The sequence below is a fragment of the Ruegeria sp. YTSA135 genome, from assembly GCF_059610165.1.
The window spans coordinates 188,344-209,058 of sequence record NZ_JBXWNC010000005.1 but is presented as its reverse complement, the minus strand read 5'-3'; the positions used below and the strand labels follow the sequence as shown (position 1 = coordinate 209,058).

At 57.2% G+C, this 20,715-nt stretch carries 19 protein-coding genes; 14 read left to right on the top strand and 5 right to left on the bottom strand.

Annotation, left to right across the window (positions count from 1 at the left end; all coding sequences use genetic code 11):
• Positions 1-56: 56 nt before the first annotated feature.
• Together AC2FIT_RS09150 and AC2FIT_RS09145 are read left to right on the top strand one after the other, a co-directional pair.
• On the top strand, positions 57-737 hold the full coding sequence (locus AC2FIT_RS09150; RefSeq protein WP_496828739.1) for a response regulator transcription factor: 681 nt from the start codon (positions 57-59) through the stop codon (positions 735-737).
• Positions 730-2,100 carry an ATP-binding protein gene (locus tag AC2FIT_RS09145; RefSeq protein WP_496828737.1) on the top strand — a complete coding sequence of 457 codons (1,371 nt, stop codon included), beginning with the start codon at positions 730-732 and terminating at the stop codon, positions 2,098-2,100. The genes AC2FIT_RS09150 and AC2FIT_RS09145 overlap by 8 nt, the downstream gene beginning before the upstream one ends.
• Here AC2FIT_RS09145 and AC2FIT_RS09140 read toward each other — a convergent pair.
• The 3 genes from AC2FIT_RS09140 to AC2FIT_RS09130 are packed head-to-tail and all read right to left on the bottom strand — an operon-like array spanning position 2,097 to position 4,834.
• Complete coding sequence (locus tag AC2FIT_RS09140) at positions 2,097-2,564, bottom strand: CYTH domain-containing protein (protein ID WP_496828735.1); 468 nt, start codon at positions 2,562-2,564, stop codon at positions 2,097-2,099. The genes AC2FIT_RS09145 and AC2FIT_RS09140 overlap by 4 nt on opposite strands.
• Entirely contained in the window at positions 2,561-3,316 is a 756-nt protein-coding gene (locus tag AC2FIT_RS09135; protein ID WP_496828733.1) for a ParA family protein, read from the bottom strand. Before AC2FIT_RS09135 ends, AC2FIT_RS09140 begins: the two co-directional genes overlap by 4 nt.
• Positions 3,317-3,319: 3 nt before the next feature.
• Positions 3,320-4,834 (bottom strand): CHAD domain-containing protein, encoded by a 1,515-nt coding sequence (locus AC2FIT_RS09130; RefSeq protein ID WP_496828731.1) that lies wholly within the window; start codon positions 4,832-4,834, stop codon positions 3,320-3,322.
• A 111-nt stretch (positions 4,835-4,945) separates the two neighbouring features.
• Here AC2FIT_RS09130 and AC2FIT_RS09125 point away from each other — a divergent pair, with 111 nt between their 5' ends.
• Together AC2FIT_RS09125 and AC2FIT_RS09120 are read left to right on the top strand one after the other, a co-directional pair.
• Positions 4,946-5,131, top strand: coding sequence for a hypothetical protein (locus tag AC2FIT_RS09125; RefSeq protein WP_496828729.1), 186 nt, complete (start codon positions 4,946-4,948; stop codon positions 5,129-5,131).
• Between the two features lie 6 nt (positions 5,132-5,137).
• A complete protein-coding gene (locus tag AC2FIT_RS09120; RefSeq protein ID WP_496828727.1) occupies positions 5,138-5,485 on the top strand; it encodes a TfoX/Sxy family protein in 348 nt (115 codons plus the stop codon).
• A 53-nt stretch (positions 5,486-5,538) separates the two neighbouring features.
• Here AC2FIT_RS09120 and ndk read toward each other — a convergent pair whose 3' ends face one another.
• Together ndk and AC2FIT_RS09110 are read right to left on the bottom strand one after the other, a co-directional pair.
• The gene (gene ndk, locus AC2FIT_RS09115) at positions 5,539-5,961 is read right to left on the bottom strand and encodes a nucleoside-diphosphate kinase (protein WP_068334875.1); all 423 of its coding nucleotides are present in this window, start codon (positions 5,959-5,961) and stop codon (positions 5,539-5,541) included.
• A gap of 102 nt (positions 5,962-6,063) precedes the next feature.
• A complete protein-coding gene (locus AC2FIT_RS09110; RefSeq protein ID WP_496828725.1) occupies positions 6,064-7,266 on the bottom strand; it encodes a multidrug effflux MFS transporter in 1,203 nt (400 codons plus the stop codon).
• Between the two features lie 104 nt (positions 7,267-7,370).
• Here AC2FIT_RS09110 and AC2FIT_RS09105 point away from each other — a divergent pair, with 104 nt between their 5' ends.
• The 10 genes from AC2FIT_RS09105 (at position 7,371) to AC2FIT_RS09060 (ending at position 20,715) form a co-directional block, all read left to right on the top strand.
• Positions 7,371-9,224: an ABC-F family ATP-binding cassette domain-containing protein gene (locus tag AC2FIT_RS09105; protein WP_496828723.1), complete on the top strand. Its 1,854-nt coding sequence runs from the start codon at positions 7,371-7,373 to the stop codon at positions 9,222-9,224.
• Positions 9,221-9,841: a MarC family protein gene (locus AC2FIT_RS09100; protein ID WP_496828721.1), complete on the top strand. Its 621-nt coding sequence runs from the start codon at positions 9,221-9,223 to the stop codon at positions 9,839-9,841. The genes AC2FIT_RS09105 and AC2FIT_RS09100 overlap by 4 nt, the downstream gene beginning before the upstream one ends.
• A gap of 40 nt (positions 9,842-9,881) precedes the next feature.
• The gene (locus AC2FIT_RS09095) at positions 9,882-10,463 is read left to right on the top strand and encodes a retropepsin-like aspartic protease family protein (RefSeq protein WP_496828719.1); all 582 of its coding nucleotides are present in this window, start codon (positions 9,882-9,884) and stop codon (positions 10,461-10,463) included.
• Positions 10,464-10,522: 59 nt separating this feature from the next.
• Positions 10,523-11,143, top strand: coding sequence for an ImuA family protein (locus AC2FIT_RS09090; protein WP_496828717.1), 621 nt, complete (start codon positions 10,523-10,525; stop codon positions 11,141-11,143).
• Between the two features lie 80 nt (positions 11,144-11,223).
• Positions 11,224-12,438, top strand: a complete 1,215-nt coding sequence (locus AC2FIT_RS09085) for an MFS transporter (RefSeq protein WP_496828715.1) — start codon at positions 11,224-11,226, stop codon at positions 12,436-12,438.
• Positions 12,435-13,031 (top strand): YceI family protein, encoded by a 597-nt coding sequence (locus tag AC2FIT_RS09080; protein ID WP_496828713.1) that lies wholly within the window; start codon positions 12,435-12,437, stop codon positions 13,029-13,031. The genes AC2FIT_RS09085 and AC2FIT_RS09080 overlap by 4 nt, the downstream gene beginning before the upstream one ends.
• 70 nt (positions 13,032-13,101) lie before the next feature.
• The gene (locus tag AC2FIT_RS09075; protein WP_496828711.1) at positions 13,102-14,322 is read left to right on the top strand and encodes an MFS transporter; all 1,221 of its coding nucleotides are present in this window, start codon (positions 13,102-13,104) and stop codon (positions 14,320-14,322) included.
• 112 nt (positions 14,323-14,434) lie between these two features.
• Positions 14,435-16,153, top strand: coding sequence for a methionine--tRNA ligase (gene metG / locus AC2FIT_RS09070; protein ID WP_496828709.1), 1,719 nt, complete (start codon positions 14,435-14,437; stop codon positions 16,151-16,153).
• A 254-nt stretch (positions 16,154-16,407) separates the two neighbouring features.
• Entirely contained in the window at positions 16,408-17,574 is a 1,167-nt protein-coding gene (locus AC2FIT_RS09065; RefSeq protein WP_496828707.1) for an efflux RND transporter periplasmic adaptor subunit, read from the top strand.
• A 3-nt stretch (positions 17,575-17,577) separates the two neighbouring features.
• Positions 17,578-20,715, top strand: a complete 3,138-nt coding sequence (locus AC2FIT_RS09060; protein ID WP_496828705.1) for an efflux RND transporter permease subunit — start codon at positions 17,578-17,580, stop codon at positions 20,713-20,715.

Here is a 20,715-nt window from a genome sequence, read left to right as displayed (position 1 = left end):
CCAAGTGCTTTACCCAATATTTTGTGTTTAAATCTGGGTGGAAAGGAACTGGGATCATGAGCCGCCGCCTGCTGATCGTCGAAGATGACGAAGACACCCGTGAGTTCATCGCCAAAGGCTTTGGTGAAGAAGGGTACATCGTCGAGGCCGCCGAAGATGGCCGTGAGGGGTTGTACCATGCCACTGACGGCGGATTTGACGCCGTTGTGCTGGATCGGATGCTGCCGGGCTTGGACGGTCTGTCCCTGATCAAGTCCATGCGTGCGGCGGGTGTTAAAACACCGGTTCTGATGCTGACGGCAATGAGCGCCGTCGACGAACGCGTCAAGGGGCTGCGCGCCGGGGCGGATGACTATCTGGTCAAGCCGTTCTCTTTTCAGGAACTCCACGCCCGGATCGAGGCGCTACTGCGTCGTCCGCAAGAGGCCGAGGAAAGCCCGACGCTGACATGCCGTGACCTGGAAATGGATTTGCTGACCCGCAAGGTCACCCGCAACGGGCGCGAGATTACCCTGACCCCGCGCGAATTCCAGATTCTGGAATTTTTCCTGCGCCGAAAAAACCGTGTGGTGTCGCGTACCATGTTGCTGGAGGGCGTGTGGGACTATCACTTTGATCCGAACACGAATGTTGTCGATGTCCATATCTCGAAGCTGCGCCGACAGTTGGACGAAGGCGGCGAGCCGCCGCTGATCGAAACCGTCCGGGGCGCCGGTTACATAATATCTGATGGATAACATCCGACTGTCTTTCAACAATTCCCGTACCCGTCTTATTCTGGCCAGCATGGCTCTGAGTACGTTGTTGACGGCCATCATCCTTGCGCTGGTCTATGTCACGGCGAACCGCACGATTGAGGGTGAAACCCGTTCGGTCGTCTCAGCCGAACTAACCGGGCTTGCGGACGAATATGAACGTCGCGGCCTGCTTGGGTTGCTCAGGGCTATTGAACGGCGCATTCCGACCGCAGCGGAAAGGGACGCCCTGTATTTGCTGACGGATCCGTTTGGCGTCAAACTGGCCGGGAACCTCAAACAATGGCCCGATCATATCACCGCTGGCAGTGGCTGGGTCGATCTTGAGTTGCGCCGCGCAGACAATGACCAACTGGTGCCCATCTCGGCTGCTTCGGTTCGCCTTCCCGGCGGTGAGCGTCTGTTGGTGGGCCGGGACGCGCTAGCACGACAACAATTTGATCGCGTCCTGCTGCAAACCGTTGGCATCGCCTTGGGAATAGCATTGGGGCTGAGCGTTCTGACCGGATGGTTGTTCACCCGGCTTGTCTTTGCCCGCCTGTCCGATATCGCCAACACTGCCGAGAATATCGTTTCGGGCGATCTGTCCCGGCGTATGCCCCTGCGCGGCACCGGGGATGAATTCGATCAGGTGTCGGGGACGCTCAACACCATGCTGGACCGGATCGAAGAACTGGTCAGTAACCTGCGCACCACGTCGAATTCCATTGCGCATGATCTGCGCTCGCCTCTGTCACGCCTGAAACAACGGGTCGAAACACTGTCTGATCCTTCCAAAACGGATAAGGAGCGCGAGATTGACATCGCGCGTGCCAGTGTGGAAATCGACCACGTGCTGCGCGTGCTTGGGCAACTGACCGAAATCTCGCGGGCCGAGGCAGGTGTCGGACGCGAACAGTTCGAACCGGTAGACCTACAGCAATTGGTTGCTGACGTGGTCGAGCTGTATGAGCCTGTTGCCAGTGACCAGGGCATCCAACTTGAGATCACTGGAACGGCCGCGCCCATACCGGGGCATCGCCCGCTGTTGTCGCAAGCGCTGTCAAACCTGCTGGAAAACGCGATGAGATATGCGCCGCAAGATACGGCTGTCACAATCAACCTGTCTGACGATGGCGCTTATACATGCCTCAGCGTCCGTGATCAGGGTGCGGGTGTTCCGCAACAGGATCTGTCGCGCCTGCAAATACCGTTTGTCACGCTTGACCCCGCCCGCACCGAACGCAACGCCGGTTTGGGTCTGGCGCTGGTGGCCGCGATTTCTCATATGCATGGTGGCGCGTTTGAGGCACGCAATTGCGATCCCGGACTAGAGGCAAAGATCAAACTGGCGCGAAAGACTTAGGCAGGTACGCCGTTGATTGCCATCGTCTTGTTCTTGTAGCGTTTATCCGCGGTGACATCGGCCCCAAACCAATCAGGGGGCGTGTAGGCACTGGCCTCTGCCTCAGTTTGAAATTCCACCTCTACCAATCGAAGCGGGGCCAAGTCCCCGAGGAACACATCCAATTCATACACGCGCCCGTCCGGCAACTGACCGGTGAAGCGTTCCTTTTCCACCCTGCGGCCCTCTGTCTCAGGCCAGAAGGTTTTGAACTGCTCAGAGGAGATTTCGGCCTCACGCTCAACCCGCACCATCGTGCCGCCGCCCTTGAGGGTCAGGAAGAACTTATCGTTCTTCTGACGCAGGCGCAGTTCGGTTGAATCGTCCGGAGCAGTCAAATAACCCTGCCGTACGACGGCTTTATCTGCGCCACTCAGATCGGGTAACTTTGCCACCAGAAACTTGCGCTCAATCTCCATACTCATTTGGTTGAAACCACTCCGTTTTCCAGTTCGTCGAACAGCGCTTGATAAGCGGTATTTGCAGCGCTGCGACCGGCATAGATACTGACCGGAGCGCGGTTCTGTCCCATCCGCTCGATATCTGCAGCAAAAGGAACTTCTGTTTGCAGAAACCGTTTTTTGTATAGCTTTCGCATCTTTTCCATCGTCTCAAGGTGCAAAGTCTTTCGCCGCTGCACCATCGAGAAGAACGCCTTTATCTTTTTCTTCGGCAATCCCTGTTCGTTGAAAAAATTCACCAATTGCTCAAGCGTTCTTTCAGAAAGTGTCGTGGGGATAACGGGTACAACGATCAAATCGGCAGCCTTGAAGATATTCTCGGACAAGGTCGAAAAGTTCGGAGGACAATCCAGTATGATCACGTCATAGTCGCTTCCCGCTGAAACCAATGCTTTTTTCAGCCGAGACCGTTTGTTCCGCATCCGCGAGAGGAACACGTCGAAATCGCGAAACGTCAGGTTCGCGGGCAGCACGTCCAAACCCTCAAAATCACTGGCCCGGATCGATTTGGTAAAGCGCTGCACGTCCTCGAAAAACCGGGCGTCCGTCAGTTTCTTGGAGGGCTTCACCCGAAAATAGAATCCAGACGCCCCTTGTGGATCAAGATCGCACAGCAGCACTTTGAACCCTGCTTGCGCATAGGCGTAGGCCAGGTTCACCGAGGTTGCGGTTTTACCCACACCGCCCTTGTTGCTGTAGCAGGCAATGATCTTCACGCCTCAGTCCTCCTTATGGTGAAACAGGGCTCGGAACAGGTTCTGGATGTCCGGGCTGTCGAAATGTTGGAAATTGGCGATTACGCGCGCACGCTCGACTTTTTGGCGTTGATTCAGCACGGCAATCAAGCCTCCGACAGACATGGCAAGCTGAGCATTCGCGCGACCCTGCGCATTGCTTTGGGCTGCAACGAACGCATGCAACGCTTCTTGCTGGACCGAGTAGTCGTTGAACAGGCCAAGGTTATCCTGAAGCTTTTTCAATGGCTTGATGAGCGTTTTGAAATCACCTCTGTCGAACAGAGGTGCAAAGAACTCCATTAAATACCGCAGTTTTTTGCAATCGATCCGCAGGTCATGCACGATCTCGTCCGGGGTGTCAGGAGTGATGCTGCGCGCCAGCTTGCACACCTTGCGATACCGCTTCCAAATCAGCGCACAGGCATAGTCATAGGCACCGCGTTTCGCATTTGGGCCCAGTTCCAACCCTTTGGTATCAGTAAACAGTTTTGAAAGATCGTTCATCTGTCGTTCGTAGGCCGCGCTTCGAAAGCGTTTGGACAGGCTTGTAAGGGCTTTTGTCCTTTCCTTTTCGAATTGTTCAAACATGGCTTGCACGCCCGGATGAAGATTGGGCGGTATCAGATTGAAGTAGATGTCTTTCTCCAAAAGATAGACATCCAAATCCCGCACCCGTCCAGTTGGCGCCATCAGGTCCGAAAATTCACGTTTCAACGCATCTGTCTGTTTTGGAGAAAACACGCCCTTGAACAGGCTCAAAACAGACCGGATTCGCCGCAGCGAAACGCGATAATCGTGCAGGAATTCGGTGTCGATATCAGCAATGATGCCCGCTTCATTCTGTCGAGCAACGGCCAGAAAAGTACGGATGATATCCACGGCTACTTCGATCGAAGGCTCCTGCGTGCCCAGTTGAACCTCGGGCTTGGCGTTATAGGGAATACTGTCAGGGAAGAGGTTTTGAAACACGGTCTCGACACCCGACGCCCCGGTCGTCATGACCTGCAACGTCGAACAGACGGATTGAAAGGCCCGGTCGTAGCCGCGCATAGGTTGAACATGCACAAGCGCGACCTGCCCGTTTTCCGACGTCAGTGACAGAGCATTACCCCGAACCTGTGTCTTTTGCAGGTCGTCCAGAACCACAAAACCGCTGGTATCTATTGTTCCGGCCCCGATACCCATCAACGCGCGCAGTTTGGGAAATCCAGCCAAGGCGTCACGCACCGGACCTTCTGGAAAATCCTGCACAAATCTTGCCTTGCCGCTGTCTTGAACCAACACATCGCCATCGGCTTGCAGCAGGTGTAACGTGCCGTTGACCTCAAGCAATAACCGCCCCTCTGCCCGCAGTGACTGATCATGGCAATCCAGTAGGTTGAACGCGCGGGCAGTTGTCGGCACATCGAACACCGGGGTCAAACCTTTCAGCTCACCAGCGAATTTGTTTACATCAAGTCCGCCCGGAAGGACGAAGAAACTACTTGTCTGCTTCATCACGAGCGACCTTTTTCCCAAGTTTCAAGGTAGTCGTTCCCCAGTGTCGCAGTTACTTTCTGATTACTGGCACCGAGGTCTATCAAGCAGAGTCTGAAGGTCCTTGATGTCTTGCTGTTTAACTCACGCGACGCTTTCTTTTTTCTGTTGCCGGATATTTCACCGATACCCCTACTCTTTGACATCCGAACCCCAATACGACACGAACTCATGAAATCGCACATCGCCGCATGTGGCAAGTCCGATGAAATTCTGATCCTGCGTCAGGTCGACATCGCCACGGCAGATGGCTATTAGATGCGCATGTCTGACCCCATCACTTCGATCCGCAATCTTGGCCCGGCTTTTGAGCAAGCCTGCGCAAAGGCAGGCATCCACTCGGCGCAACAACTGCGCGAGATGGGTCCGGACGAAGCTTACGCTCGCGTACTTCAAGCCGGTACGCGCCCTCATTTCATTGGGTATTACGTGCTGGTCATGGGCCTGCAAGGCCGGCCTTGGAACGACTGCAAAGGCGATGAAAAAAAGGCGCTGCGCCAACGATTTGACGCAATAAAGGCCAGTGTCAGCCTGAAGCCCGAAACGCAGATAATCTCGGATTTGGATGCGGTTGGCGTGCGTGTGTCGGCAGACGATCTCAAACCCAAATAAAAAAAGCCGCACCCGATACCGGGAGCGGCCCTAAAATCCAAGCTGATGGCAGTTTAGCCAACCAGTTCGATGCCCGAGAAGAAATACGCGATTTCCACAGCAGCGGTTTCCGGTGCGTCTGATCCGTGGACCGAATTTTCACCAACCGACTCGGCAAACTCGGCGCGGATGGTTCCGGGGGCCGCGTCTGCGGGGTTGGTTGCGCCCATGACTTCGCGGTTCTTTGCAATGGCGCCCTCGCCTTCCAGAACCTGAACAACAACCGGAGCCGAGGACATGAACTCGCACAGTTCGTCATAGAACGGGCGCTCGGCATGCACTTCGTAGAACTTGCCAGCCTGTTCCTTGGTCATGTGGATGCGCTTTTGCGCAACGATGCGCAGGCCAGCCTCTTCGAACTTGGCGTTGATCTTGCCAGTCAGATTGCGGCGGGTTGCATCGGGTTTGATGATCGAGAATGTGCGTTCCAGTGCCATTTTGGCCTCTCCTTACCTTAAGGCGCGGGGTCGCGCCGAAATCCATCGCGCGCCGCGTATCACGGTATTTGCGATATGAAAAGCACTATGATGCGCTGCGGCTCAGATCGCGTCGGGCAATGGGTCGCGCCTGTCCACCCAGCGCACATACAGGACAGCCAACAGACCCGCGAAACTGCACGCCCACATCATTCCCAACACAAGGAACGGACCGTTTTCGGGGCTGACCCAAAGCCCGGTAAGCGAAGTTAGTACAGCGCCTAGGGCAACGATCATCGCCCCCGAAAGACCCGCAGCGCTACCTGCCAGTTTGGGGCGGACGGACATCAGACCTGCGCTAGCGTTGGCATTTGTCAGACCGTTGCCGAACCCGACGAAGATGGCTGACCCGAAGAAGACCCAAACCGAACCGAGATCAGCAAGGAACAACAGCACACCCCCAAGCGGCCCTGTCGACGCGACAACGCGCCCGATCAGGATCATTGTTGTCAGCTTTGTACGCGCTGCGATCCGACCGGTGATGAAATTGCCCACCATGAAGCCGCCCGTGATAATCCCAATCCCCAACCCTAGCATCGCAGGGCTAAGATCGAACCACGCCGCCGCCACAAGGGGCGCACCAGTGATGAAGCTGTAGAACCCACCGATAGAAAACGCCGCGCATAGGGCATACCCCCAGAACCTGCGGGCGCGAAACAAGTGAGGGTATTCCGCCAGCTGCGCCGCAAAGGTTGAGGATTCATGGGTGTTGGTCTCTCCCATATCGGCCCACAACAGCACCAGAACCCCTGCCCCCAGTATTGAATACAGGACAAAGCCTGCGCGCCAACCGAACAAGCTGTCGAGCGCGCCGCCCAGCATCGGCCCCAGCATAGGGGCAAGTGCCATCGCCATCGTGACATACCCTAACTTGCTGGCGGCCTCGTTGGGTGGATGCATGTCCCGTATGGCAGCGCTGGACAGAACAGGCCCGGCCACGACTGCGGCCTGTAGTAATCGAAACCCAAGAAAGCCCCAGATCGTCTCGGCCAGAACGCAACCGACCGAGGCCATCACGAAAACGGACATACAGATCAACAGGATCGGCCGACGACCAAACCGGTCAGACAGCGGCCCCATTATCAGTTGCAGCACGGCAGATACGGCCAGATAACCGGCGACTGAGAGGTTCACCAACGCATAATCGACCTGAAAATCCTCGGCCATCCGTGCCAGCGATGGCAGGAACATATTCAGCGTCAAAACCGACAAAGCGGTCGCGAACACCAAGGTAATCAGGGAAGGTGGCGAAGTAGCCGCGCGCATTTTTTATCCGTCCAAAGCCAACCGGACCAGCGCTAGCACATAGGTCCAGTAATGAACACGCCTACCCGCTGGCGGCGTCTCGGATGCTCTGATAAGAGCGGCGCATGTTACGGATCGAAGACATCACCTATGCGGTCGAAGGCCGCCCCCTTTTTGACGGGGCCAGTGCAACCATTCCCGATGGCCACAAGGTTGGTCTGGTTGGTCGCAATGGAACCGGGAAAACCACGTTGTTCCGTTTGATCCGGGGTGAGTTGGCCTTGGAGTCGGGTAATATCGCCCTGCCAAAACGCGCCCGGATCGGAGGGGTGGCACAAGAGGTGCCATCCTCTGATGTCTCGCTGATCAATACGGTTCTTGCCGCGGATACCGAGCGTAGCTCGCTGATGGCCGAGGCCGAAACCGCCGAAGACCCAGCGCGCATTGCCGAAATTCAGACGCGTCTGGCCGATATCGACGCCTGGTCGGCCGAGGCCCGAGCGGCCTCAATCCTCAAGGGTTTGGGGTTCGATGATGATGACCAACTGCGCCCATGTTCCGATTTCTCGGGTGGTTGGCGAATGCGCGTTGCGCTGGCGGCGGTGTTGTTTGCACAACCCGACCTGCTACTCTTGGACGAACCGACAAACTATCTGGACCTTGAAGGTGCACTTTGGCTGGAAAGCTATCTGGCCAAATACCCGCACACGGTGATCATCATCAGCCACGATCGCGGTCTTTTAAACCGTGCGGTTGGGTCCATCCTGCACCTTGAGGATCGCAAGCTCACCTATTACGCGGTGCCATACGACAAATTTGCCGAGCGCCGGGCCGAACGTCTGGCGCAGGCCGAATCCGAGAATGCGAAGGCCAAAGCCCGCATCGCCCATTTGCAAAGCTTTGTGGACCGGTTCCGCTATAAGGCATCCAAGGCGGTTCAAGCACAATCGCGCCTGAAAATGATCGAGCGCATCCAGTTGGTATCAACGCCGCAAGAAGCCGCGTTGCGCGCCTTTTCATTCCCAAAGCCCGAGGAATTGTCGCCGCCAATTATTCAGATAGAGGGCGGCGTCACGGGATATGGCGAGACCGAGGTGCTGCGTCGCCTAAACCTGCGTATTGATCAGGATGACCGCATCGCCCTTCTGGGCAAGAACGGTCAGGGCAAATCGACCCTATCCAAGCTTCTGTCTGATCGTCTGCCCCTGATGGCGGGCAAGATGACCCGCAGCAACCGGTTGCGCATTGGCTACTTCGCGCAGCATCAGGTGGATGAATTACACGTGGACGAAACGCCCCTGGACCATCTGCGACGGTTGCGCCCGGACGACGCTCCGGGAAAGTGGCGCTCGCGTCTGGCTGGGTTCGGGTTGAACGCCGATCAGGCAGAAACACTGGTCGGTCGTCTGTCGGGTGGTCAAAAGGCACGGCTGTCGCTGTTGATCGCCACCATCGACGCCCCGCACATGCTGATCCTCGACGAGCCAACCAACCACCTGGACATCGAAAGCCGCGAGGCGCTGGTCGAGGCGCTGACCGCCTACTCCGGTGCCGTGGTTCTGGTCAGCCACGATATGCATCTGTTGTCGCTCGTCGCGGACAGGCTTTGGCTGGTCTCAGACGGTACGGTCAAACCCTTTGAGCAAGATCTTGAAGCCTATCGCGCCATGCTGTTGTCGCGTGACAAGCCCGTCAAAGAAAAACAGCAAATGGCAACGCCCAAACGCCCCTCGCGCGATACCATGTTGGCCCTGCGCGCCGAACTGCGTAAATGCGAAGACCGGATCGAAAAGCTGACGGATATGCACGAAAAGCTGTCGGCAAGGCTTGCGGACCCGGCGCTTTATGAAAACGACAGGATCAACGATCTGGAAACCTGGAACCGCAAGTTCTCCGAGGTCGTCGAGGCGATGCAAAAGGCCGAAGCCTTATGGGTCGCGGCCGCGGAACGCCTTGAAAACGCCGAGAATGCCGCATGATGGACCTGGCGTTTTTCGTCACCGCGTTTACCACCCTGTTCGTTGTGATCGACCCTTTCGGCACTACTCCGATCTTTGTTGCGATGACGCAGGAAATGGACGCGCGCACGCGCCGCAGAACGGCCTACCGCACCTGTGCCGTAGCGTCTGGTATTCTTGTTGCCTTTGCCGCCTTTGGCGAGGCCGTTCTGGGCTTTGTTGGGATCTCTATGGAGGCGTTCAAGGTCGCTGGTGGCGCGCTGCTGTTTCTGACCGCACTCGATATGCTGTTCGAACGTCGCACCAAACGCCGCGAAGATCGGGCCGAGGTTGAAGAGCACCCCGACCCGTCTGTGTTTCCGCTGGCAATTCCGCTTGTGGCCGGGCCGGGTTCGATTGCGACAATCATCCTGCTGGCGGGTCAGCATCCGGGCATTCTGGGCATTGCCGAGGCGACCTTGGTGATGCTGGCGGTCATGGCAGTGGTTCTGATTTTCTTTCTGTCCGGCGGCCTGATCGCGCGCATATTGGGTAAAACGGGGCTGAACGTCCTTACTCGGCTGCTGGGAATGCTGCTGGCGGCGCTGTCGGTTCAGTTCATTCTGGATGGCCTCAAGGCCTTTGGTTTTGCCTCATAAACACCCATATATCTGATGTGATGTTGATAAGGGTATTCGTATGGACGGCGACAACATAGGACACTTGGTTTATCTGGTCGTGCTTGGCGCGGCGGTTGTGTTTTGGTTCGTCTCACAAAATCGTCAGTCGCTGAACAAAACCGTGCAGCAGGCCATGGCCTGGGTTTTTATCTTTGTCGGAGCGATCGCCGTTGTCGGGCTGTGGGACGACATCCGCTCGACCGTTGGCCCTACGCCGCAGATGACCATCACGGGCGAGGCGATTGAGGTTCCACGGGCCTATGATGGCCACTATTACCTGCCGGTTCTGGTAAACGGAGAGCCGATCACCTTCCTTGTCGATACGGGTGCCAGTCAGATTGTGTTAAGCGAGCAGGATGCCAGACGCATCGACATAGACCCGGACCAGCTGAACTATTTGGGCCGCGCCTTCACCGCTAACGGAGAGGTTCGGACAGCGCCCGTTCGACTGGACAGTCTTGAACTGGGGCCAATCGTCGACAAGGGTGTCTCGGCCTGGGTAAACGAAGGGGACCTGCGTCAATCGTTGCTGGGCATGGATTACCTGCACCGGTTCTCAAACATCCAGTTCACCGATGGCCGTTTGATTTTGTCCCGCTAAAGGCTTGACGGCTTCATTTACGATTTGAGAACAAAGCAAGAACATGCTAAGCTGTCAGCATGTCTACAAACCTGCTTGGCCGCAAACCCGCGCGCGACGTGCCGGGGCTGGTTCTACAGTCACAGATCACCCTGCAACTGGGCCGCGTACACGAAGCCTGCGGCCCTGCCCGGCGCAGCTTTGCCATGTGGCTGGCTGGTCAGGCGCAGGGACCGATACTATGGATTGCCCCCGCGTGGGAGCCCGCGCAACTGAACCCCGACGGGATGATGCCGTTTGCCGATCCGGCGCGGTTTCTATTCGTCCGCCCCACCCGCGCCGAAGATTTGCTGTGGTGCATGGAAGAGGCATTGCGCAGCGGGGCAGTTCCGCTGATCATCTGCGATCTGCCCGGTGCACCCGGGCTGACGCCGGTACGGCGGATGCATTTGACTGCCGAACACGGGGGGCTGATGGGGCGGGCACCGCTGGGATTGCTGCTAACCCCCGGAGATGGCGGCGCACAAGGGGTTGAGACGCGCTGGCACATGGCCGCAGATCATCAGGGCGACGCAAGGCGCTGGACCCTGACCCGCCGCCGCGCCCGCGCCCTGCCCCCGGTCAGTTGGCAGGCCACCCAAACCAAACCGCGCGCCGGTCTGCACCTGACCCGGATCGAGACTACGGATGAATTGGTGTGACATCCCGCAACGTGAAAAAATTCGTAAAGTTAAATAACTTGTGACTGGCAAAAGCTTGACACCGGCCCTAGCGTCTCTGCATGAGTCATCCGATCCATGACAGCCGCTATTCCTGGCTCCGCCTGCTGATCACACTCGCCATTGCGACGGTGGCGAATGTTGGCATGTGGGCGGTGATCGTTGTGATGCCTGCCATCGAGACGCAGTTTGGCGCCGGACGGGCCGAGGCTTCTTTGCCCTATGTTCTGGCGATGGTCGGCTTTGCGCTGGGGAATATGTGGCTGGGGCAGATGGTCGACCGGTTGGGCGTGACCAAAGCGCTGATCGGTGCAGCAGTACTGAGCGCGGTCAGCTATCTACTGGCAACATGGGCACCGAACATCCTTCTGCTGTCCGTGGCGCACTTGCTATTGGGGCTTGGGACGTCGATCGGGTTTGGCCCCCTGATCGCTGATATCTCGCATTGGTTTATGCGGCGGCGTGGGATTGCCGTGGCACTGGTGGCCAGTGGCAACTACTTGTCCGGAGCTATCTGGCCGACGATGCTGTCTGGTATTCTGGCCCGCGATGGCTGGCAACAGGTCTATTTGACACTCGCCTTAATCACCTTGGTTGTTGTTATTCCCCTTTCCCTTCTGCTGCGTCGGCAAGTCCCGATCGAGGCGCATAGCACTGCCGCTGCGAATGCTCAGATCAACGCGCGTAGCGTCGGAATCTCGCCACGTGCCCTGCAATACATTTTAGGTCTGGCCGGTATCGGGTGCTGCGTTGCAATGTCCATGCCGCAGGTTCACATAGTTTCTTACTGCGTCGGACTGGGCTACGGACCTGCTGTGGGGGCCGAGATGCTGTCTCTTATGCTTATGGGCGGAGTGGTCAGTCGGGTGATCTCGGGCATCGTGGCCGATAAGCTCGGGGGTGTCATGACCTTGTTGGGCGGATCGGTGCTTCAGTGCATCGCGTTGTTCCTCTTCCTGCCCTATGACGGGATGGTTTCATTGTATGTCGTCAGCTTGTTGTTCGGGTTAGCGCAGGGTGGCATCGTGCCGAGCTATGCGCTGGTCGTCCGCGAATACATGCCCCCGCAAGAGGCCGGAGCGCGCGTCGGTTTCGTCATGATGATGACCATCCTGGGCATGGCACTTGGCGGCTGGATGTCAGGTTGGATTTACGACGTAACCGGAAACTACCAGCTCGCCTTCATCAATGGCATACTCTGGAACGGGCTGAACATCGCCATACTGCTGGTGCTGCTTCACCGCTCACGCCCCCGCAGGCAAGAGGCCATGGCATGACCGGGTTGACCCGCCGGATCCTGCTGGCGGGGCTTGCGAGCCTTTCCGTGGCGCACCCGACCCGTGCCGCAACCACCCGGTACGAACTGGTCCCCGAGGGCACGTCCGTGGACTTTACATTCGATATTTCGGGGCTTGCACAATCCGGCACAATGCCAATTCAATCGGCGGATATTCAGATTGACCTGAGCAATCTGGCCAATAGCAAAGTTAGCGTAATGCTGAACGCTGCCGCGGCCCGCACCAAGCTTCCCTTCGCCCGCAGTGCAATGCTGGGACAAGGGGTTCTGGACGTGGAACAATTTCCAACCATTCAATTCGTTTCAACCGAAGTGCAGCTTGGCGAAGGTGGACGAATCTCGCGCGGGGCAACAATCACCGGAAATCTTACCCTGCGCGGTGTGACCCGCCCGATCACCTTGCAAGCAGACCTGTTTCGCCCCCCCGGCAGTGACGCTACCAATCTGGACATGCTTTCTATCCGTCTGACAGGGGCCCTGAATCGTCACGACTTCGGCGCCTCGGGCTTCGTCGATCTGGTGCAGGACACCGTCGGATTGGACATCAAGGCCGAGATCAAACAGGCCGAATAGGCAAAAAACGACGCATCAGCGTCGATTAGGCGCGCGCATCCCTGGCGTATCGCGTAAAGCTGGCCCCACTATGCGCACGATCATTTCCTTTGCCGCCCTTTTCCTCTCTGTCATTCTGCTGCAGCTTTCAACAGGTGGCGTTGGACCGCTGGACGCCATTTCGGGTCTAACGCTCGAGTTCACGACCGGGCAGATCGGTCTGCTTGGTTCGGCGCATTTCATCGGGTTCTTTGTCGGCTGCTGGTGGGCTCCGCGACTGATGGGAAATGTTGGGCATTCCCGTGCGTTTGCCGTCTGCACAGCCTTGGGCGCGATGGGGCTGCTTGGACACACCTTGACAGATAACCCGTATATCTGGGCGGCCCTCAGGATTGCTTCGGGCACGTGTGTCGCCGGATGCTATACAGTGATTGAGGCTTGGCTGAACGCCAAGGTCACTAACGAAACACGCGGGCGGGCGATGGGAACTTATCGGTTCGTCGACATGGGCGCATCCCTTTGCGCGCAGCTTATCATCGCGGTCCTGCCCCCTGCATCTTATGTTTCATATAACCTTCTGGCTATTTTGTGCTGTGCGGCGTTGCTGCCATTAACCCTGACCAAGGCAAATCAGCCGGAAACCCCCGACGCTCCGCGCCTGCGGCCAAAGCTGGCGTGGCGCAGCTCTCCGCTTGCAGTTGCGGGCGTGATCGTCGCGGCACTCAGCTCTGCCTCATTTCGTATGGTCGGCCCCGTCTACGGGCAAGAGGTCGGGCTGAATGTCGATCAGATCGCCTTTTTCCTCGCATCATTTGTTCTGGGCGGAGCCTTGGCGCAATACCCACTTGGCTGGCTTGCAGATAAATATGATAGGCGATGGGTGCTTATCTGGCTGTCTGTGGCGGCAGTGCTCAGTTGCGGTGTGACGATGGCTGCCAGTGACACCGGCACTGTGGGCGTTATGCTGGCGGCTGCGGTTTTTGGTCTGACAACCTTTCCAATCTTTTCGGTTTCGTCAGCCCACGCAAATGACTTTGCGACCACCGAAGAGCGGGTCGAACTCTCTGCGGCGTTGATGTTCTGGTATGCGCTGGGGGCGATTGCATCGCCCTATGTCTCATCGACTCTGATTCAGCAATATGGTCCAGGTGCACTGTTTGCGTTCGTCGCCGCCGGACATGTCGTATTGATCGTGTTCGGTGTGGCCCGGATGCGCTCACGCCCAACACCAGAGGAGCGGACGAACTATGTCTATGCGCCGCGTACATCGTTCACTGTCGGCCGCTTGCTCAAAAGATCCCGAGAGGAATAGCGACAGCTGCGGGCTTTGTGCAGTATTACCGGGCTAGAAGACAGAAACCGGTCTTTTGCTGATCGGCCACATCATGTAGACGGGCGCGCAGATAGACACGTGGAAACGCAAAATGGCTCGGATTCTCATTACCTCGGCGATCCCTTACATCAACGGGATCAAGCACCTCGGCAATCTGATCGGCTCGCAATTGCCTGCCGATCTTTATGCACGTTATCAGCGTGGCCGGGGGAATGAGGTCATGTTCCTCTGCGCCACCGATGAACACGGCACCCCGGCGGAACTAGCCGCGGCCAAGGCGGGCAAACCCGTCGCTGAATACTGCGCTGATATGTATGCCGTGCAGGCGGATATCGCGAAACGTTTCGGTCTGAGCTTTGATCACTTTGGTCGTTCATCAAGCGAGCAGAACAAACGCCTGACTCAGCATTTCGCAGGCAAGTTGGATGATGCAGGCCTGATCCGTGAGGTGAGCGAGAAGCAGGTCTACTCCAACGCTGATGGCCGGTTCCTTCCCGACCGCTATATCGAGGGCACCTGCCCCAACTGCGGGTATGAGCGCGCACGCGGCGACCAATGTGAAAACTGCACCAAGCAGCTTGACCCGACCGATCTGATCAATCCACGTTCGGCGATTTCGGGTTCGACCGATCTTGAGGTGCGCGAGACCAAACACCTGTACTTACGTCAGTCGGCAATGAAAGATCAGCTGGATGCGTGGATCGACTCCAAGACCGATTGGCCGATCCTGACAACTTCGATTGCCAAGAAGTGGCTGCATGATGGTGACGGCCTGCAAGACCGGGGCATCACCCGCGATCTGGACTGGGGTGTTCCGGTCAAGAAAGGCGATCAGGACTGGCCCGGTATGGAGGGCAAAGTCTTCTATGTCTGGTTCGACGCGCCAATCGAATACATTGCTTGCGCCAAGGAGTGGGCCGATGCCAACGGCAAAAGCGACGCAGACTGGGAACGCTGGTGGCGCACCGACAAGGGTGCCGAAGACGTGCGCTACGTCCAGTTCATGGGCAAGGACAACGTGCCGTTCCATACCCTGTCCTTCCCTGCCACCATTCTGGGCTCGGGCGAGCCTTGGAAGATGGTCGATCACCTTAAGTCATTCAACTACCTGAACTATGACGGCGGCCAGTTCTCGACCTCGCAAGGCCGTGGCGTGTTCATGGATCAGGCGCTGGAGATTCTGCCCGCCGATTACTGGCGCTGGTGGCTGCTGAGTCATGCGCCCGAAAGCAGCGATAGTGAATTCACCTGGGAAAACTTCCAGCAATCGGTGAACAAGGACCTTGCGGACGTTCTGGGCAACTTCGTCAGTCGGATTACCAAGTTCTGCCGCTCGAAATTTGGCGAAGCGGTGCCCGAGGGCGGCTCTTATGGCGCGCGTGAACAAAACCTGATCGAAGACCTGACCAAACGCATCCGCGCCTACGAAGGGCACATGGAGGCAATGGAGGTTCGCAAGTCCGCTCAAGAACTGCGGGCGATCTGGGTTGCAGGCAATGAATATCTACAGGCCGCAGCGCCGTGGTCGACCTTTAAAGAGGACCCGGGCCAAGCTGCGGTACAGGTGCGTTTGGGCCTGAATTTGATCCGCCTATACGCCGTGCTGAGCGCACCGTTCATTCCAGATACGTCAGCCAAGATGCTGAGCGCGATGAACACGCTGGACACAAGCTGGCCCGACGACGTTGCGGTTGCGCTAGAAGCCCTGCCTGCGGGCCATTCCTTCACCGTTCCCGATGTGTTGTTCACCAAGGTTACAGATGAACAGCGCGAAGACTGGCAAAGCCGGTTTTCAGGCACACGCGCCTGATCTGGCGCAAACCGGAACTTGATAGCGGGGGTTGTCCAGGCCCCGTTTTTTGCTTTTTAGCCCTATTTACATCAGCAGATTGATCTAAGTCGTCCTTACACAGACGAAATTTTCTCGTGCTCTGCGTCTGGCTCGCATTCAAGATGCTTGAGATATGATTTTAAAACGTCCATCCTGACCCTGAATTCAGTCGACTCGTCAGGGTGGCCAACCGTTCTGGCGCAAGAAACCGCATTTTCAACGAGGCGCCTGCCATGTCCCTTACATTGAAGAACACTTTTTTCCGTTTTGCCGGACCCAGCAGCGCCCTTGCAGCCTTGGCCTGCCTGACCGTTGCGCAAATGGCTACCGCCCAGGATCAAGGTGACGCCGCCCCGCCGAAAGTGTCGATCGCAGCAGCCTATACCGAGGAGATCACCGAAGAGGCCATGTTCATCGGACGGGCCGAAGCCCTGAACAAGGTGGACATCGTGGCGCGCGTCAGCGGTTTTCTGGAAAGTCAGAACGTTGAAGATGGCGCGTTGGTCAAACAGGGCGACCTGCTCTTCACTATTGAACCCGATCTTTACCAAGCGACACTTGAGGCTCGAAACGCCGATTTGGACCGGGCCGAGGCCAACCTTGAACTGGCAAAGGTTGAACTGGCGCGAAAACAAGAACTTTTCGAACGGGATGCAACCCCAGAAGCTGAACGCGACATCGCGCGCGCTAACGAATTGGTGGCCGAAGCCGAAGTGAAAGCCGCCAAATCTGCGATCCAGCAAGCAGAGCTTGACCTCAGCTACACCGAAATTCACGCGCCTTTCGACGGTCGCATTGGTCGGGTGGCGATCAGTGTCGGTGACGTGGTTGGGCCAACCAACCCGCCGCTGGTCAATATCGTCAGCGAGGCTCCGATCTACGTAAACTTCTCAATAAACGAAAAACAATTCACGTCTGTTCTTGAGGCCGTGGGCGAGAGCCCTTCGTCGCTCACGGAAAGCAGCAAGAGCCCGAATGTGCGCATAAACCTACCAAACGGCACGGAACTGGATGAAACGGGCAAGATCGTGTTCGTCGACAACCGCATCGACCCTTTGACCGGCGCCATTGCAATGCGCGCCGAATTCGCAAATGCCAAACGGCTGATCGTCGACGGAGCCTTCCTGAATGTGCGGATCGAGGCGCTGCAACCGACGCTTGAGGTGCTGATCCCCCAAGCCGCGCTGCAACGTGACCAACGCGGGGATTTTGTGCTTGTGGTCAACGATCAGCAGATGGTGGAACAGCGTTACATCACCACCGGCAACACGGAAGGCACGGCGGTCATCGTCAAAGACGGTCTTCGCGAGGGCGAAAGCGTGATTGTTGAAGGTTTACAAAGGGTCCGGCCTGGCGTTGCCGTTGATGCGGTCGTCGCATCTGAGCAGCCGGGAGAATAACCGATGTTCTCAGCCCTGTTCATCAGCCGCCCCAAGCTGGCGCTTGTTATTTCGCTTGTCCTGACAATCATGGGCGGTATCGGCTATCTGGTCTTGCCCGTGGCCCAATTCCCCGACATCACCCCGCCAGTTGTGAGTGTGTCCACAACTTATACCGGTGCAAACGCCGAAACTGTTGAAAATACCGTCGCCGCGCCCATTGAAGCGCAGGTAAACGGTGTGGATGACATGATCTATATGACGTCCACGTCCTCGGACAACGGTAGCTATTCGCTGAATATTACCTTTGAGGTGGGAACCGACCCTGACATCGCTTCAGTCAACGTGCAGAACCGCGTGGCGCAGGCGATGTCGTCGCTACCGGCTGAGGTAACGTCATCGGGTGTGGTTACGCAAAAGGCGTCCACCAACATGCTGTTGCTGGTCACTCTGACCTCGCCGAACGGTACTTATGACAGTGTGTTCTTGTCGAACTATGCGTCGATCAACCTCAAAGACGCGCTGGCGCGTGTTCAAGGTGTCGGTAAGGCGGACGTTCTCACCAATCTGGAATACGCAATGCGGATCTGGATGGACCCGGATCAGATGGCGGCCTTGTCGATCACGCCAGGTGACGTGATCAACGCCATTCGCGAGCAAAACGTGGAAGTGTCGGCAGGGTCAATCGGGGCACCTCCGGTTCCTGAAGGGCAAACCTTTCAGTACACGATCAAGACCAAGGGTCGTCTGACCTCGGCCGATGAATTCGGAGAGATTGTCATTCGCACCGGCGATGCAGGGTCAATCGTGCGGGTCAGGGATATCGCGCGGGTGGAACTGGGCGCAGAATACTATGCGGCCTCGGGTTTTTTCGACAGCGTTCCAGCAACAGTCATTGGCATCTATCAAGCCCCCGGAGCAAACGCGCTGGCGGTTTCCGAACGCGTCGAGGCAGAGCTTGAGCGCCTATCGCGCACATTCCCATCCGATGTGGAATATGACGTCCCCTTCAACACCACGGACTTTGTGGAACAATCCCTGAATGATGTGGTCTCAACCCTGATTTTGACCTTCACCCTGGTGATTTCCGTTGTGTTCGTCTTCCTTGGCAGTTGGCGTGCGACAATTATTCCCGCGGTCGCAATCCCGGTCTCACTGATCGGGACATTCGCATTCCTGCTATTGTTCGGAATGTCGTTGAACACAATCTCGCTGTTCGCCCTGGTTCTGGCCATCGGGATCGTGGTGGACGATGCGATTGTTGTGGTCGAAAACGTTGAACGGATTATCGCTGACGAAGGGCTGCCGCCCGCCGAAGCAACCCGAAAGGCGATGGGGCAGATCACTGGCCCGGTCATCGCAACCACATTGGTTCTGCTGGCCGTGTTTGTGCCGGTGACCTTTATGCCCGGCATCTCGGGGCGGCTGTATTCACAGTTCGCGGTGACGATCTCAACTGCGGTTGTGATCTCATCCATCAACGCACTGACGCTGTCTCCGGCCTTGTGCGGGCTGGTTCTACGGGCACGTTCCGGTCCCCCCAAAGGGCTGTTGGCCGTCTTCGAAAACTTCATCGGCACCGTTCGAGGCGGCTATGTCGCAATTGTCCGTAAACTACTGATATTGCCTGTTATTGGACTTGGCATCATCGTTGCGTTGGCAATGGGCGGCGGGACGATCATGTCGAACACATCCAGTGGCTTCCTGCCGCTTGAGGATAACGGCTATCTTTTCGTCGACATCCAACTGCCCGATGCGGCCACGTTGGAACGGACCGAGGTCGTCTCGGCCCGGTTGGATGAACAGATTCAGCAAATCCCTGGCGTATCAAGTACAGTTCTGATCAACGGTTACTCAATGCTGAACGGGACCATCACCAACGGAGCCGCAATCTTTGTAAACCTCATCAACTGGGACGAACGTCAGGAGGAAGACCTGAGCGCCAACGCGATTCTTGCGAAAATCCTGGCTATTGCTAACGGTGAGTCGGCGGCCTCGGTCGTTGCCTTCAATCCGCCACCCATTCAGGGTCTGGGCATGTCGGCCGGTGTTGAAATGGAAGTCCAGCAAACAGGTGGTGGGTCGCCGCAGGATCTGGCTGCGGCCGTGGGATCGTTTGTCTACGCAGCGAACCAGCGACCCGAGATCGGTCAGTCTTACACGACTTTCCGGGCAAATGTTCCACAGTTGTTTGTTGATCTGGACCGGGAGAAAGCCAAAACGCTGCAAGTATCGGTGGCCGAAGTATTCCAAACCATGCAGGCGCAGCTTGGGTCTTACTACGTGAACGACTTCAACCTGTTCGGACGGGTCTATCGCGTGATGATCCAGGCCGACGGCAGCTATCGCGACAATGTCGAGGATATCTCGAACCTTTATGTTCGCTCCACAACGGGTGAGATGGTTCCACTGGGAACTTTGGTCGATGTTGAAAACGTTTTGGGCCCGGTCCTACTAAAACGGCACAACCTATTCCGCTCGGCCACCGTTACGGCAGTTCCTGCGCCGGGGCTTTCAACGGGTGACGCAATCACCGTGATGACCGAAGAATCCGCGACTGCCCTGCCCCCCGGGTACGCGTTCGAATGGACAGGAACCGCGCAACAGCAATTGGCGACGGGTGGACTTGTGGTTGTGATCCTAGGCCTCGCGATCATGTTCGGATATCTCTTCCTGGTTGGCCAATACGAAAGTTGGAGCATGCCGGTGTCCATCCTGCTTTCGGTGATCGTTGCCCTATTCGGAGCGGTGGCTGCAGTTGCTGTCGCTGGCAGCGATATCAACCTGTATACTCAGATCGGGATGATCATGCTTGTTGGCCTCGCATCGAAGAACGGCATCCTGATCGTCGAGTTCGCGATGGAGCAACGGGCCCAAGGTCTGTCGATCAAAGAAGCCGCCGCCGAAGCCGCGTTTCAGCGATTCCGCGCGGTGATGATGACCGCCCTGTCGTTCTTGCTTGGTGTTGTCCCGCTGCTGGCGGCCAGCGGTGCAGGCGCGGCTAGCCAGAAAGCCATCGGCGTGGCCGTGTTTGGTGGAATGCTGGCAGCAACGCTGGTTGGAGTCATTCTGGTGCCGGTTCTTTACGCGTTGATGCAAAGCCTGAGAGAGTGGATCAAAGGGTCAAAGAACGATCCCGGACCATCCGAGGAAACAGCGTAA